This is a genomic window from Streptomyces sp. NPDC005202 (genome assembly GCF_040608235.1).
Classification (GTDB): Bacteria; Actinomycetota; Actinomycetes; order Streptomycetales; family Streptomycetaceae; genus Streptomyces.
In genome coordinates, this window is sequence record NZ_JBEXHW010000002.1 from 510,932 (window position 1) to 524,969 (window position 14,038).

At 72.5% G+C, this 14,038-nt stretch carries 15 protein-coding genes; 8 read left to right on the top strand and 7 right to left on the bottom strand.

Annotated features, from left to right (window positions below; all coding sequences use genetic code 11):
- Positions 1 to 269: 269 nt before the first annotated feature.
- The 3 genes from ABZV31_RS06165 to ABZV31_RS06175 form a co-directional block, all read right to left on the bottom strand.
- Positions 270 to 473 (bottom strand): hypothetical protein, encoded by a 204-nt coding sequence (locus ABZV31_RS06165; protein ID WP_355888759.1) that lies wholly within the window; start codon positions 471 to 473, stop codon positions 270 to 272.
- 205 nt (positions 474 to 678) lie between these two features.
- Complete coding sequence (locus ABZV31_RS06170) at positions 679 to 1,158, bottom strand: hypothetical protein (protein ID WP_355888762.1); 480 nt, start codon at positions 1,156 to 1,158, stop codon at positions 679 to 681.
- 71 nt (positions 1,159 to 1,229) lie between these two features.
- On the bottom strand, positions 1,230 to 1,472 hold the full coding sequence (locus ABZV31_RS06175) for a nuclear transport factor 2 family protein (protein WP_355888765.1): 243 nt from the start codon (positions 1,470 to 1,472) through the stop codon (positions 1,230 to 1,232).
- 19 nt (positions 1,473 to 1,491) lie between these two features.
- On the opposite strand from ABZV31_RS06175, the gene ABZV31_RS06180 reads away from it, so the two are divergent.
- A complete protein-coding gene (locus tag ABZV31_RS06180) occupies positions 1,492 to 1,935 on the top strand; it encodes a hypothetical protein (protein ID WP_355888768.1) in 444 nt (147 codons plus the stop codon).
- A 167-nt stretch (positions 1,936 to 2,102) separates the two neighbouring features.
- Here ABZV31_RS06180 and ABZV31_RS06185 read toward each other — a convergent pair whose 3' ends face one another.
- Positions 2,103 to 2,534, bottom strand: a complete 432-nt coding sequence (locus ABZV31_RS06185) for a group 1 truncated hemoglobin (RefSeq protein ID WP_355888771.1) — start codon at positions 2,532 to 2,534, stop codon at positions 2,103 to 2,105.
- Positions 2,535 to 2,724: 190 nt separating this feature from the next.
- On the opposite strand from ABZV31_RS06185, the gene ABZV31_RS06190 reads away from it, so the two are divergent.
- From ABZV31_RS06190 to ABZV31_RS06210, 5 genes are all read left to right on the top strand, one after another.
- On the top strand, positions 2,725 to 2,856 hold the full coding sequence (locus ABZV31_RS06190) for a hypothetical protein (RefSeq protein WP_355888773.1): 132 nt from the start codon (positions 2,725 to 2,727) through the stop codon (positions 2,854 to 2,856).
- A gap of 396 nt (positions 2,857 to 3,252) precedes the next feature.
- Entirely contained in the window at positions 3,253 to 4,596 is a 1,344-nt protein-coding gene (locus tag ABZV31_RS06195) for a DUF692 domain-containing protein (RefSeq protein WP_355888776.1), read from the top strand.
- Between the two features lie 385 nt (positions 4,597 to 4,981).
- Entirely contained in the window at positions 4,982 to 5,761 is a 780-nt protein-coding gene (locus ABZV31_RS06200) for a DUF4142 domain-containing protein (protein ID WP_355888779.1), read from the top strand.
- A gap of 97 nt (positions 5,762 to 5,858) precedes the next feature.
- The gene (locus ABZV31_RS06205) at positions 5,859 to 6,635 is read left to right on the top strand and encodes a TIGR04222 domain-containing membrane protein (RefSeq protein ID WP_355888782.1); all 777 of its coding nucleotides are present in this window, start codon (positions 5,859 to 5,861) and stop codon (positions 6,633 to 6,635) included.
- Between the two features lie 151 nt (positions 6,636 to 6,786).
- The gene (locus ABZV31_RS06210) at positions 6,787 to 8,457 is read left to right on the top strand and encodes an alpha/beta hydrolase (RefSeq protein ID WP_355888785.1); all 1,671 of its coding nucleotides are present in this window, start codon (positions 6,787 to 6,789) and stop codon (positions 8,455 to 8,457) included.
- Between the two features lie 323 nt (positions 8,458 to 8,780).
- Here the strand turns inward: ABZV31_RS06210 and hemQ are convergent, their stop codons facing one another.
- Both hemQ and hemG read right to left on the bottom strand, forming a co-directional pair.
- The gene (gene hemQ / locus ABZV31_RS06215; protein WP_355888788.1) at positions 8,781 to 9,512 is read right to left on the bottom strand and encodes a hydrogen peroxide-dependent heme synthase; all 732 of its coding nucleotides are present in this window, start codon (positions 9,510 to 9,512) and stop codon (positions 8,781 to 8,783) included.
- Positions 9,513 to 9,516: 4 nt separating this feature from the next.
- Positions 9,517 to 11,028: a protoporphyrinogen oxidase gene (gene hemG / locus ABZV31_RS06220; RefSeq protein WP_355888791.1), complete on the bottom strand. Its 1,512-nt coding sequence runs from the start codon at positions 11,026 to 11,028 to the stop codon at positions 9,517 to 9,519.
- A gap of 162 nt (positions 11,029 to 11,190) precedes the next feature.
- Here hemG and ABZV31_RS06225 point away from each other — a divergent pair, with 162 nt between their 5' ends.
- The gene (locus ABZV31_RS06225; RefSeq protein WP_355888794.1) at positions 11,191 to 12,153 is read left to right on the top strand and encodes a DUF4349 domain-containing protein; all 963 of its coding nucleotides are present in this window, start codon (positions 11,191 to 11,193) and stop codon (positions 12,151 to 12,153) included.
- A 27-nt stretch (positions 12,154 to 12,180) separates the two neighbouring features.
- On the top strand, positions 12,181 to 13,581 hold the full coding sequence (locus ABZV31_RS06230; RefSeq protein ID WP_355888796.1) for an FAD-dependent oxidoreductase: 1,401 nt from the start codon (positions 12,181 to 12,183) through the stop codon (positions 13,579 to 13,581).
- Positions 13,582 to 13,697: 116 nt separating this feature from the next.
- On the opposite strand, the gene ABZV31_RS06235 is transcribed toward ABZV31_RS06230, so the two are convergent.
- Complete coding sequence (locus tag ABZV31_RS06235) at positions 13,698 to 14,015, bottom strand: hypothetical protein (protein ID WP_355888799.1); 318 nt, start codon at positions 14,013 to 14,015, stop codon at positions 13,698 to 13,700.
- Positions 14,016 to 14,038 lie beyond the last annotated feature (23 nt).

Below are 14,038 nucleotides of genomic sequence, written 5' to 3' on the forward strand. Positions count from 1 at the left end.
CGTACGGGCCCACGTGCCCGATGACGTAGCCACGCCGGGCTGCTGGTGCTGCCCGATGAGCGCGGGCACGAGCCGACTGGTGGCCACCCCAGAGGCGTGCAGCATGTGGACCAACGCCGACTTGCCGTGCCGGAGCCGTAACGGATGTTGCCGTGCCGAGCCTAATAATCGGTGGCGCCCCGTGCCGATCGACGTCTTCGCGGAGTGGGAGGCACGGGTTCAGCCCGCCGGTGGCGGAAGAGGACACGCCTCGCCGCACGCGGAAGCCGCTAAGCGGCGGCGAGGCGCGCCCAGCCTGTGGCGGCGATCACCTCGCCAGCCAGCAGCTCGACGGTCTCCAGCGTCTGGTCCGACAGCCGAAGGCCCAGATCCTGTGCCAGCGAGACAACTTGGCGGCGTGCGGCCGGGACAGCGTCGACAGCAGCCGCAACCGTGAATCCGTACGTCGGACGTTCGGGACTGCGACGCGCCATGACGAAAACCTCACCTTGGTAGTGGCCTCAGTGAAAAAGAAGCCTTCCACCCAGCAAGAGCTGTGTGAGGACAGTCTGTCCGTAGGCGCGTCCGGCAAAGGGCCTTGACGCTAGGGCGGGTTGTGGTACGCGGATCGGCTTCTGTTGAGGCCCGAAAGTACTGGGAGCCGCACGTCGCGCAAACCGTACCCCTCCGCACCTCACATCAGACCTCCCCACTGCCGGTCACGACTTCGCTCACGGCATCCAATACGCCAAGGGCGCCCCTTAGCCAGCTCCGAGAGCGCGTGATCTCGTTGCTTTTTTGCCCGTTATGCGCCGTCGATCTCCATGCCGAAGCCGGACGCATGTGCGAGGCGAGCATGTGGCCGGCGTCCTGGACTGCGGAGAGGTCCGGTGCGCCGTCCCGCAGCGGGGTCGGCACCGCGATGACCGCTACGTCGAACCCAGCCGGGTCGCCTGAGCATGTGGTCGGCGTGTAGTCGCCGTTCACCAGGGCGGCAGCGATCTGGTCCCCCATCACATCAGGACCCAACGGTTCCGCTGCCTTCAGCACGCGTCCGGCGTCCGCATCGAACCCGATGACACGGTGACCGACCTGTGCTGCCCGGATGACCAGCGGAAGGGCCACATAACCCTCGGCGAGTATGACCGTGCGGCGAGGTCGGGGGCTTGAGTCAACCATCGGCGATCACTCGATCGGCAGAGGCAGGTCCCCGGCCAGCAGACGCTCATTCGCCTCCTTCTCGGCGGCGGTCAGCGGGCGGCCCCGGGTTGCCTTGCGGCCGGTGTCGTGGCCAGTTCGGCCCGGCCGAGGAACGTCCCCTTTCCGACGCGGTGGACCACGGCGTCGTCGGGCTCGTGCTCGAGCCGGCCGTCCTCGGTGAACGTGGCGGCCCATTCCTCCGCCTGCCCGTCGTTCTGCAGACGGACCTGTCGCGCATAGAAGTTCTGTACCTCTACGTACAGTTCCGCGTGCGTCGTCGCTGTTGTTGACATGGCGCCACGATTCCCTGCAGTGCTCGAGCCGGCCACCCCGATGCTCGTGGTCCTCGCGATCTACCTGCTGTTCGGCCTCTTCCTGGGCACCGGAAACCCGCCGATCACCAACACGGCGGTCTCCGGGATGCCCCGCTCGATGGCCGGGGTGGCCACGTCACTGATCTCCGCGGCACGACAGACCGGCACGACCCTGGGCGTCGGCGTCTCCGGAGCGATCGTGGGGTCGACCGTGACCGGTGGGGGAACGGCGTTCACCGACGCGGAGCAGGGCGTGTGGTGGCTCGCGTTCGTGCTCGGCGTCGCCATCCTCGCCCTGGGCCTGCTCAGCACCGGACAGTGGGCCAAGGGCACCGCCGCGCGGGCCGCAGAGCTGTTCGAGGAAGTGGACCGGGGCGCGGCTCCCGAAGCCGCCACCGCCCCGCCGGTGACCGGAACCCCGGGCCCGCATCCCGCGGGATGAGCGCGGTGTGCGTCCGGCCGCACAAGCAACCGCCGGGAGGAGGCCGAAGCCTTCTCCCGGCGGTTGCCCGTCCGGTCGCTCTGGGCGGTGGTGGGGAGCCCCCAGCGGGCGCGGTGTTCAGAGACGAACCCGGATTACCCGACCCCGAAACGTCGGTGAGCGCGGCGTCATGCGCTCTGAGCGGCGGCCCGCTGCCGCTCTTCTGACGCGGCGTCGAGCACCATGTCCCGGTAGCTGTCGATGATGGCCATGTACTCCTTGCTCTCCTGCTCCGGGACCCCGCAGAAGCTCAGCGTGGCGGCGATCTCCAGTGCCACCACGTCCCAGTCGCGTGCGGTCGCGACCATGTTGGCGTGGGCGGCCCACATGTCCTTGCCCGGGTAGACCTTGGGGCCGCCCGTCTCCTCGACCGACCACGCGGTGACCATGAACTTGAAGCCGGCGCGGCTCACCTTGTCGTGCATCTTCACCACGTCGGCGTTCTGGTTGGCCGAGACGTTGTCGAAGAGCCGCTCCACCAGGACGTCCATTACGCGGGCGATTCCGTCGACGCCCCCGAGACGCTCGTACAGGGAAGGGGTCGGTGCCGAGTCCGTCATCATGCTTCTCCTTCCAGTGACAATGTGCTCCGACAGCCTTGGTCGGTTGCCTCGATTTCCGCTCAAGGCACGGTGACGTCCCGTCACGCGGGGCCAGGGGGAAGCGACACGGTCACCCGTCGAGCTGGGCGGTGAGGGAGTCGTTGACCAGGCGGAGCAGCTCACCGAGGGTGCCAACCTCCGTGATCGGGTGGCGCCGTCCGCTCCGGCCGCGCAGGCCAGCGGCGACATCCGCACCACCTCCCGCCCGTCCCCGGAAGCGCCGGGCATGGTCAACACGAGCCGGCCGGATCCGGTCGACTCGGACGGCGTGCTGGGGTAGCGGGCAGCACCGTCGTCACGGCTCCGGCGCCCGAACCTCAAATGTTGCTCTGAAGGTGAGGCGAGCGGGATTCGGGGCCGGGCACCGGGGCCATACCCCCCTCGCGCCGCACCGGCGTTCGTCGGTAGGCGGTCCGTCGATGCGGCAGTCCGTCAGTGCGGCAGTCCGTCGATGCGGCAGTCCGTCAGTGCGGCAGTCCGTCGATGCGGCAGTCCGTCAGTGCGGCAGTCCGTCAGTGCGGCAGTCCGTCAGTGCGGCAGTCCGTCAGTGCGGCGGTCAGTCGGTGCGGCGGTCAGTCGGTGCGGCGGGTCGGGCGGCGGTCGTCGAAGGAGACGACGCGGAGACGACACCGCGGGATTCACGGGGGAGCCTGGCTCGCGCCCGCAGGAGGGGACGATGAAACGACTGGGAACGGGAATCGGATGGCGGCCGGAGATCGCGGACGCCGTGGAGCGCATGCCGGGCGTCGACTGGGTCGAGGTCGTGGCCGAGAACGTGTGCCCCGGGCACCTTCCCGAGTCGCTGCTGCGCCTGCGGGCCCGCGGGGTGACCGTGGTGCCGCACGGCGTCTCGCTCGGCCTGGGCGGGGCCGAGCGGCCCGAGGAGGGGCGGCTGAGCGCCCTCGCCGAACGGGCGGAGGCCCTCGGCTCGCCGCTGGTCACGGAGCACATCGCGTTCGTGCGGGCGGGCGGTCCGCTGACCGCCTCCCCGCGCCTCGAGGCGGGGCACCTGCTGCCCGTGCCGCGGACGCGCGACGCCCTCGACGTGCTGTGCGAGAACGTCCGCATCGCGCAGGACGCGCTGCCCGTGCCGCTCGCCGTGGAGAACATCGCCGCACTCATCTCCTGGCCGGGCGAGGAGATGACGGAGGGGCAGTTCCTGTACGAGCTGGCCGACCGCACGGGCGTACGGCTGCTCATCGATGTGGCCAACCTGCACACCAACCACGTCAACCGGGGCGAGGACCCGGCCAAGGCCCTCGCCGAGCTGCCCGTCGAGGCCATCGCCTACGTGCACGTGGCGGGCGGCTTCGAGCGGGACGGCGTCTGGCACGACAGCCACGCCCACCCGGTTCCGCAGCCGGTCCTCGACATCCTGACCGACCTCGCCTCGCGCGTCCTGCCGCCGGGCGTTCTGCTGGAGCGGGACGAGAATTTCCCCGAAGCGGCGGAGCTGGAGCGGGAGTTGGGGGAGATCCGGGAAGCGGTGGAGTTGGGGGCGATCCGGAAGGCGGTGGAGTCGGGGCGTACGGCGGCTGCGGGGGCGCAGGCCGGCGTCGGCGTGTCCGCGGGGCTCGATCTCGCACCGCGCGTGGAGGACACCGACCCCGCCCGTCAGCGTCTCGCCCTCGCGCAGACCGCGCTGTTGTCCGCGCTCGCGGCCGGGACGCCCGTGCCGGAGGGGTTCGACCGGGTGCGGCTGGGGGTGCAGGCGCGGGCGCTCGCGTCGAAGCGGGCGGATGTCGTGGCCAGGGTCGCTCCGGAGCTGCCGGTGATTCTCGGGGAGGGGTACCGGTCCGCGTTCCTCGCGTATGCGCACGGGCATCCGATGACCGGCGGGTATCGGCGGGACGCGTGGGACTTCGTGGGATTCCTGCTGGGTGCCGGGGAGCCGGAGGATGCGCGGGTCCGGCGGGAGCTGCGGGAGTGGTGGCTGGAGCGGTCGGGGCCGGTGCCGAGGTCCCGGCGGCCGGGGGTTCGGCTCGCTCGGGCGACTCGAAGGGTGCTGCTGCGGCGTTGATCCCGGCGGGGGTTCAGCGGGTCCCGTGCGGGCGGCGCGGCTGAGCGCCGTCCTCGTACGCGGCTGGGCGCTGGGCAGTTCCGGCTGCCGCGGCCGGGCGCTGGGCAGTTCCGGCTGCCGCGGCCGGGCGCTGGGCAGTTCCGGCTGCCGCGGCCGGGCGGCCGAGTGTGCCCGGATTGACACCCGTACGCGACCCCCAGGTGTCGCATCCGATGTGGTCATGTTTGTCGCCAAATAGCCATCGTTCGCGTCATCCGTTCAGTCACCCAAGTCCGTAATGCACCTTCCCTCCCCGTTCCGCAACCGCCCCGGCCCCCGCAGTAATATGCGGCAACCCCTCTCACTCAGAAGCGCACTGATGTGCGGTGCCACAGCAGGAGGCACCATGCGACCGCGACCCCCCGTCAAGGGCCGAGGCATATTGAGCGGCACCGGGATCATCATCCTGGTGCTGGCCGGGACCCTCGTGGCGCTGGTCTTTCCCCTCTGGTCGTACGCCCACCGGCCCGGAACGGCCGCGGACGTGCTGAGCGCGCAGACCGTGGCGACGCAGTACGGGCCGCTGTCCGCCCAGGACCGCGACTTCGTCACGAAGGTCCGGCTGGCCGGCCTGTGGGAGCTGCCCGCCGGGCAGCAGGCGGAGGAGAAGGGCACCACCCAGGCCGTACGGACGGCGGGCCGACACCTCGTGGCGGGGCACACGTTCCTGGACCAGCGGGTCCGCGACGTCGCCGCCAAGCTCGGTCTGCCCCTGCCCAACGAGCCCAACGCCCAGCAGAAGCAGTGGCTCGCCACCCTCGACGCGGCGCAGGGCGAGGACTACGACCGCAAGTTCGCCAACATCCTGCGCCTCGCGCACGGCCGGGTGTTCTCGCTCGTCGCCCAGGTTCGCGCGAGCACGCAGAACTCGCTCGTGCGCGACCTCGCCGACGACGCGAACACGACGGTGCTGGACCACATCAAGGTCCTGGAGGCCACCGGGTTCGTCGACTTCGCCGCCCTGGCCCGGGATCTGGCCGCGAGCAGCAGCCCCTTCCCCACCGACTCCCCCGCCGGCTCCGGCGCGACCGCAGACCCCGGCGTGGTGATCCCCGTCACCCCGTCGGAGCCCCAGACGTACTCGCTGCCGCCGGCCGCCTCCAGCGCGCCCCCGTCGAGCCCCTGACCTCCGGGAACAAACGGAACGTCACATACCGGCCACACTGGGTCCGGATCGTGAACAGGGCATGGCGTTTCCCAGGCCCCTGGCATAGAAACGCGTCATGTTCTGGGTCCTTCTCCTGCTACTGGCCTGGGCCGTCGCCGGCACGGCGTGTACGCGGCTGTGCCTGGCCGCCGTACGCGCGGCGGCCGTCGACGTGGACGCGTGCCGTGGACGTGATCTGACGCTGTACGAGGCAGCGTTCCTGTCGGGCGGTCCCGCGCGGGTCGTCGATGTGACCCTCGTCTCCATGGCGCGCCAGCGCCGGCTGCTGCTCGCGCACACCGGCTGGGCGACCGTCGTCGACCCGCGCGGGCGGGACGAGATGGAGCGGTCCGTCATAGGGGCGATCGGCCCGGAAGGGCAGTGCCGGATCGCGCCGGTGCGGGCGGCCACGGCCGCCGCGGAGGCGGTTCGCAGCCTCGCCGACCGCCTCGTCAGCGCGGGTCTCGCCGTGCCGGACGGGGCCCGAACGACGGTTGCGGCCGGGATCCGTCAGGTACGGGCCGCCGCCCTGGCCGTCCTCGTACTGGGCGCGACCGCGCTGCTGATGCCCGGCCCGACCGGGATGCCGCGCAACCTGGTCGCCCTGTGGTTCGCGCTGCCCCTCGCGCTCACCCTGAGCTGCCTCGCCATCGCCCGCGTCGAGGTGCACCCCTACTCGCGCTGGGCGTCCCCGGCCGGGCAGCGGCTGCTCGGCGCCCTGGCCCGGCGCATCAACGGCGCCGGCGACGAGCGTACGTACCTGGCCTCCGTCGCCGTACGTGGCATCCGTGCGATCGGCGAACCGGACCTGCGCGCGGCCTTCGAGCACCGCGACCAGCCCCGGCGCGGCTGACGGCCGTACGGACCCGGAGCGCACCCGCACGGGGCCCATCGGGCGGCGCATCGGGCGCATTGGCGCCGACACCAGGGGGCCGGTGCTTGCCTTCCCTCAGATGTGAACGAAATATCCCTTTTGTTGCTGCCGTGCACCGAAGGGATACGCGATGAGAGCTGCCGCCGTCTGTACGGCCGCCGGGTCCTTGGTCCTGACCGCCCTCGCCGCCGCCCCGGCCGACAGCACCAGTGGCGGCCCGGGTGCGACGGCCGAGCTGCGCGGCACCGCGGTGGCCGCAGCGCGCGCCCGGGCGGCCGGCATCGACTTCGGCACGTGCGCCGACGAGCAGGACATGCCCAGCACCATGGAGTGCGGCACGGTGTCCGTGCCCCTCGACTACGCGCACCCCGACGGCAAGCAGATCAGGCTCACCGTCAGCCGGGTGCGGGCCGTCCACAAGGACCCGCACAACAGCAAGCGCAGGGTGCCCCGCCAGGGCGTCCTCGTCCACAACCCTGGTGGCCCGGGCGCCAACGGCATGTACTTCCCGCTGATCGGCCTGCTGCCCAAGTGGAAGCGCATCGCGGCCGCCTACGACCTCGTCGGCTACGCCCCGCGCGGGGTGGGCCGTTCGGCGCCGCTGTCCTGCGAGGACCCCAAGGGCTTCTTCAAGGCGCCCTCGCCCTCGCCGACGCAGCCCGACGAGTCGTACAAGCCCGACGAGCCGTACAAGAAGGAGCGCATCGCCGAGGCGAAGGCGTACGCAGACGGCTGCGCCCAGCGCGCCGGGAAAGCCCTGCGCCACTACAACTCCCTGAACAACGCCCGCGACCTGGACGTCCTGCGCGCCGCGCTCGGCGAGGAGAAGCTGACGTTCATGGGCGCCTCGTACGGCACCTACTTCGGCGCGCTGTACGCGACGCTGTTCCCCTCGCACGTGCGCCGGATGGTCTTCGACTCGGCGGTGAACCCCGACCCCGCCCAGATCTGGTACCGCAACAACCTCGACCAGTCGGCCGCGTTCGAGGACCGCTGGGCGGACTTCCGGGAGTGGATGGCCCGGCACGACGACGTGTACGGGCTCGGCCGCACCGCGGAGCAGGTGCGGACCAGCTACGAGAGGGCGCGGGCGCAGCTCGCCGCCGAACCGGCGGACGGCGCCGTGGGGCCGGAGCAGCTGCAGGGCGCGTTCCTGATGGCCGGGTACTACGACGACCACTGGCCGAGCACCGCCGAGGCACTGTCGGCGTACCTGAAGGGCGACCCGAAGCCGCTGGTCGAGCTGGCCGCGCCGTATCAGGACGGGGCCGCCGAGGCGGAGAACAGTAACGCGGTCTACACGGCTGTGGAGTGCAACGACGCGCCCTGGCCGACGGACTTCCGGGTCTGGGACCGGGACAACACGCGGCTCGCGCGCGTGGCACCGTTCGTGACCTGGAGCAACGCGTGGATGAACCTGCCGTGCGCCTACTGGCCGGCGCCCCGGCAGCAGCCCCTCGACGTGCGGACCGGGCCCGGTGAGCTGCCGCCGACTCTGATCCTGGCCGCCGAGCGCGATGCGGCCACGCCGTACGGCGGCGCCCTCGAACTGCACCGGCGCCTGGCGGGCTCGGTGCTGGTGACCGAGCGGGACTCGGGCACGCACGGAATCGCGGGCGGGCCGAACCGGTGCGTCAACGCGTACCTGGAGGCCTACCTGCTGGAAGGGCGGCTCCCGGTGCGGCGCGCGGCCTGCGCCCCGCATCCGGAGCCCCAGCCCGAGCGGCCGGACGACCCTTCTCAGCGGGAGGCCCTGCGGGACACCCTGAAGGGAAAGGCCGACCGGCTCCCCGGCAAGTGATCAGGCGAGGCCCGCGACCAGCTCCGCGATGTCCTTCCGGCGCCCGGTACTGCAGTTTCCGGGGCCACCCCCCGGACCCCCGGCCGCTCGCCGGGCACCGCTTCCGGTCAGGCGAGGCCCGCGACCAGCTCCGCGATGTCCTTCCGGCGCCCGGTACTGCAGTTTCCGGGGGCCACCCCCCGGACCCCCGGCCGCTCGCCAGGCACCGCTTCCGGTCAGGCGAGGCCCGCGACCAGCTCCGCGATGTCCTTCCGGCGCCCGGTACTGCAGTTTCCGGGGGCCACCCCCCGGACCCCCGGCCGCTCGCCAGGCACCGCTTCCGGTCAGGCGAGGCCCGCGACCAGCTCCGCGATGTCCTTCCGGCGCCCGGTGAAGAACGGGATCTCCTCGCGGACGTGCATGCGGGCCTCGGAGCCGCGCAGGTGGCGCATGAGGTCGACGATGCGGTGCAGCTCGTCGGCCTCGAAGGCGAGGATCCACTCGTAGTCGCCGAGGGAGAAGGAGGCGACGGTGTTGGCGCGCACGTCCGGGTAGCCGCGGGCCATCTTGCCGTGGTCGGCGAGCATGCGGCGGCGGTCCTCGTCGGGCAGCAGGTACCAGTCGTAGGAGCGCACGAAGGGGTAGACGCTGACGTAGTTGCGCGGCGTCTCGTCGGCGAGGAACGCCGGGATGTGCGCGCGGTTGAACTCGGCGGGGCGGTGCAGCGCCATGTTCGACCAGACCGGGGTGAGCGCGCGGCCCAGCCTGGTGCGGCGGAAGAGGTTGTAGGCCTCCTGGAGCTGGTCGCTGGTCTCGGCGTGCCACCAGATCATGAGGTCGGCGTCGGCACGCAGGCCCGAGACGTCGTACGTACCGCGGATGGTCACGTCCTTGGCGGCGAGCTGGTCGAACAGCTCCTGGACCTCGTCTGCGTAACCCGCGCGGTCCTCGGGCAGCACGTCCTTCAGCTTGAAGACGGACCACAGGGTGTAGCGGATGACCTCGTTGAGGTCCTTGGCCAGCTTGCCCTTGTTCGGGATCCTGCCGGAGGCGGTGGTGGGGGCGTCGTCACTCATGAGGCTATTCTCCCGCTCCGCCGTGCAGGCTCTGCACCGGGTTCGCGGTGAGCTCCTCCACTCCGCGCAGGTCACCACCGAGCTGGTCCACGGCCGCGTACGCGCTCGCGATGCATGCCGGGATGCCGACGCCGTCGTACACCGCGCCGCACACGGCCAGCCCCGGCAGCTTGCCGACGTGCTCGCGGATGCGGGCCACGCGCGCGTGGTGGCCGACGGGGTACTGGGGCAGGCCGTCGTACCAGCGAGTGACGCGGGTCTGAAGGGGTGTGGCGTCCAGGCCGGTGGCCTCGCGCAGGTCGTGCCGGGAGACATCGACGAGGTCGGCGTCCTCGCGCTGGAGGACCTCCGTCTCGCCGTACCGCCCGACGGAGGTGCGCAGCACCACCACGTCCGGGTCCTCGTCGGCGATCCAGCCCCACTTCTGGGAGGCGAAGGTCGACGCCTTGATCGTCCGTCCGTCGACGGGAGGGACGAGGAAGCCGCTGCCCTCGGGGAGGGCGATGTCGCGGCGGCGGTAGGCCAGGGTGACCAGGGCCATGGAGGCGTACTCGACGGCCCGCAGTTCGGCGGCGGCCTCGGGGGACTCGGCGCGCAGCAGCCCGGCGGCGACGGGCGCGGGTACGGCGACGACGACGGCGTCGGCGTGCAGGACCCGTTCCCCCGCGACTACACGCCATACCGCGTGCGGCTGCGCCTTCGGGGAGGGCCGTGAGCCGTCGGCGACGTCCGGATCCGGCGGCCCCACCCTGCGCAGCTCCGTCACCGGGGCCCCCGTCAGGATCTCGCCGCCCCGTGCCCGCACCGACTCCGCGACGGCGAGCGGCAGTTGGCCGACTCCGCCCTCGATGCCCAGGAAGACCGGACCGGTCTGCTGCGCGGCGGCCGCCTTCGTCTGGATGTCGCGCACCGCCTGAGTCAGGGAGTCGTGCGCGCGGGCCGCCTGGAAGAGCTGCGGGACCGCCGAGCGCATCGAGATGCGGTAGGCGTCGCCCGCGTAGACGCCGCCGAGCAGCGGCTCGACCAGGCGGTCGACGACCTCGCGGCCGAGGCGTGCCGCCACGTACTCCCCGACGGCCACGTCGTCGCCGACCTCCGTGCGGGGCAGGTCGGCGTCCCGCTCGATGCGGCGCAGGCCCTCGTCGGACAGGACGCCGGCGAGCGCGGAGGCGGCGCCGGGGACGCCCATGACGTGGCCCTTGGGCATGGGCCGCAGAGCGCCGCGGGTCCAGATCGAGGCGCTCGCGGTGGCGGGCGGCTGGAGGCAGTCGGCGAGGCCCGCCTCGCGCGCGAGGGTCACCGCCTCGGGCCGGCGCGCCAGCATCGACTCGGCGCCCAGGTCGACGCGCACGCCCGCGATCTCGCCGGGCAGCAGCTTGCCGCCGACCCGCTCCGACGCCTCCAGCACGGTCACGCGCGCCCCGCGCTCCAGCAGCCGGTGCGCCGCGGCCAGCCCGGCGACGCCGGCCCCGATGACGACGACATGCCCCGTGCCCGTACCACCCGTTGTGCTCATGCCCCCACTCTCTCAGACCCCACTGACACGCCCGCCGCGCCCCGGTGTCCGGCACGAGTCCCGACCGTGACCGCATCGGAACCGTTTTCCGGCCAACGTCCCGCCCGGCCCGGGCGTCGAAGGAGCGTCAGTCGTCACGACAACCCTCGGGGGTACGCCCCCATGCGCGCACGACGTTCCGTTCGACCCGTTCACGCCCTGGCCGGGCTGCTGCTCGCCGCGGCGCTCGCGCTCACCGGATGCAGCGCGGGCGACTCCGGCTCCGGCGGCCCGGCCGACAAGGCCGCCGCGGGCAGCGAGGCCCAGCGGGGCGCCTCCGGCAGCGGGGGCCGGGCCGACAACGCGAAGGCCACCGCACCGCCGAAGCTCACCGCGAGCCACATCATCCGCACCGCCTCCCTCACCGTGCAGGTCAAGGACGTGCCCAAGGCCCTGGACACGGCCCGCACCACCGCCGAGAACGCGGGCGGCTACGTCGGCGACGAGACCATGACCCGGGACGCCAAGGGCCACGAGCGCACCCGCGTCGTGCTGCGCGTGCCCACCGACAAGTACGTCGAGGTCCTGGCCGACCTGGAGGGCACCGGCAAGCTGATCGAGCGCACCGCGAAGGCGCAGGACGTCACCGACCAGGTGGTCGACGTGGAGAGCCGCATCACCTCGCAGCGCGCCGGCGCCCGGGTGCGCGAGCTGATGGACAAGGCCACCAGGCTCAGCGATGTGGTGGAGCTGGAGGGCGAGTTGAGCAGCCGCGAGTCGGCCCTGGAGGCGCTGCTCGTCCGGCAGGCGTCCCTGAAGGACCGCACGAGCCTGGCCACCATCACCCTGTCGCTGTCCGAGACGCCGGTGCGGAAGGCCGCGCCCGACGACCAGCCCGGGTTCGTGGACGCCCTGGCGGGCGGCTGGCACGTCTTCGTCACCGTGGTCCGCTGGATCGCCCTGGCGCTCGGCGCGGTGCTGCCGTTCGCCGTGGCGGCGGCACTGGTCGTGGTGCTGTGGCTGCGGGTCGTACGCCCCCGGCTGCCGCGCCGCCCGGCCGCCGCGCCCGCGACGACCGCGCTGGGCCCGCTCCCCGTGGCCCGGCAGGCGCCGCAGCCGGCCGAGGAGCGGGGCGAGCAGGACTGAAATGCCCTGCGCCCGTAGCGTGTTCGCATGAGCATGAGCCGTGCGAGGGGTTTGACGGAGCGACTGGTGGTGATCGGCGGCGACGCCGCGGGGATGTCCGCGGCGTCGCAGGCGCGCCGGCTGCGCGGGCCCGACGAGCTGGGGATCGTGGCGTTCGAGCGCGGTCACTTCACCTCGTTCTCGGCCTGCGGCATCCCGTACTGGGTGGGCGGCGACGTCGGCGAACGGGACCGGCTCATCGCGCGCACGCCCGAGGAGCACCGCGCGCGGGGCATCGACCTGCGTATGCGCACCGAGGTCACGGAGATCGACGTCGACGCCTGCCGCGTCCGCGCGCGAGACGTGGATTCCGGCGCCGAGTCCTGGACGTCGTACGACAAGCTCGTGATCGCGACCGGTGCCCGCCCGATCCGCCCCGACATGCCGGGCGCCGACGCGCCCGGAGTCCACGGCGTCCAGACGCTCGACGACGGCGAGGCCCTCCTCGACACGCTGGCACGCACGCGTGGCCGTCGTGCGGTGGTCGTCGGCGCGGGCTACATCGGCGTGGAGATGGCCGAGGCCCTCATCAACCGCGGCTACGAGGTGACGGTCGTCAACCGCGGCAAGGAGCCCATGTCCACGCTCGACCCGGACATGGGCAGCCTGGTGCACGAGGCCATGGAGGGCCTGGGCATCACCATGGTGAACGACACCGAGGTCACCGAGCTGCTCACCGGAGACGACGGCCGGGTGAGGGCGGTGGCCACCGAGGACGGCGAACATCCGGCAGACGTGGTCGTGCTCGGCATCGGCGTGCGCCCCGACACCACCCTCGCGAGGGCGGCCGGGCTGCCGCTCGGCGCCCACGGCGGACTGCTCACCGACCGGGCGATGCGGGTGCGCGGGCACGAGAACATCTGGGCCGGCGGCGACTGCGTCGAGGTCCTCGACCTGATCTCCGGACAGGAGCGGCACGTCCCGCTTGGCACGCACGCCAACAAGCACGGCCAGATCATCGGCACCAACGTCGGCGGCGGCTACGCCACCTTCCCCGGCGTCGTCGGCACCGCGGTCAGCAAGGTGTGCGACCTGGAGATCGCACGCACCGGGCTGCGCGAGAAGGACGCCCGCCGGGTCGGCCTGCGGTTCGAAACGGTGACCATCGAGTCCACGAGCCGCGCGGGCTACTACCCCGGCGCCTCCCCGATGACGGTCAAGATGCTCGCCGAACGCCGCACCGGCCGCCTCCTGGGCGTCCAGATCGTCGGCCGCGAGGGCGCGGCGAAGCGGGTCGACATCGCCGCGGTGGCCCTCACGGTCGGCATGACGGTGGAACAGATGACGGCCCTGGACCTGGGATATGCCCCGCCTTTCTCACCCGTCTGGGACCCGGTGCTCGTGGCGGCCCGAAAGGCTGCGGCCAAGATCCGCAACAGCGCACTCTGAGGGGCGCGGGGCGGTGACATTGCGCTCCGCCGCGTGGGCGCGACCGACCACGCCGGCCGCAGCCCGTAACGGCACCGGCACCCCTATGGCGGTCTACGGCTCCCCCCCCCGTGGAGCTACGCCGTCCCGTTGATGCGATCGATCGCCTGCCGCGCCTGCTCGGCCGGCGGCCGCGCCGGCAAGGAGGACACGGACGCCGAGCTGACCGCCGCCGGCTGCGCACCCGCCGGCTTCGCGTGCGCGCCGAGCGGACTGGACCGCAGCCGATGGCTCACCGCCTCGTCCAGCGTCACCGGCCGCTGCATCTGCGACGCCAGCCTCCCGGCCTCCTGGCCCAGCCGGGCGACGTCCTCCCACGGCAGGCGCACCACCAGGGAGATCTCCGCCTCACCGTCGGGCAGAGCGTGCATCGCAGGAGTAACTCGGTCGTTCATCGCCTGTTCCTCACGTCGTCCCC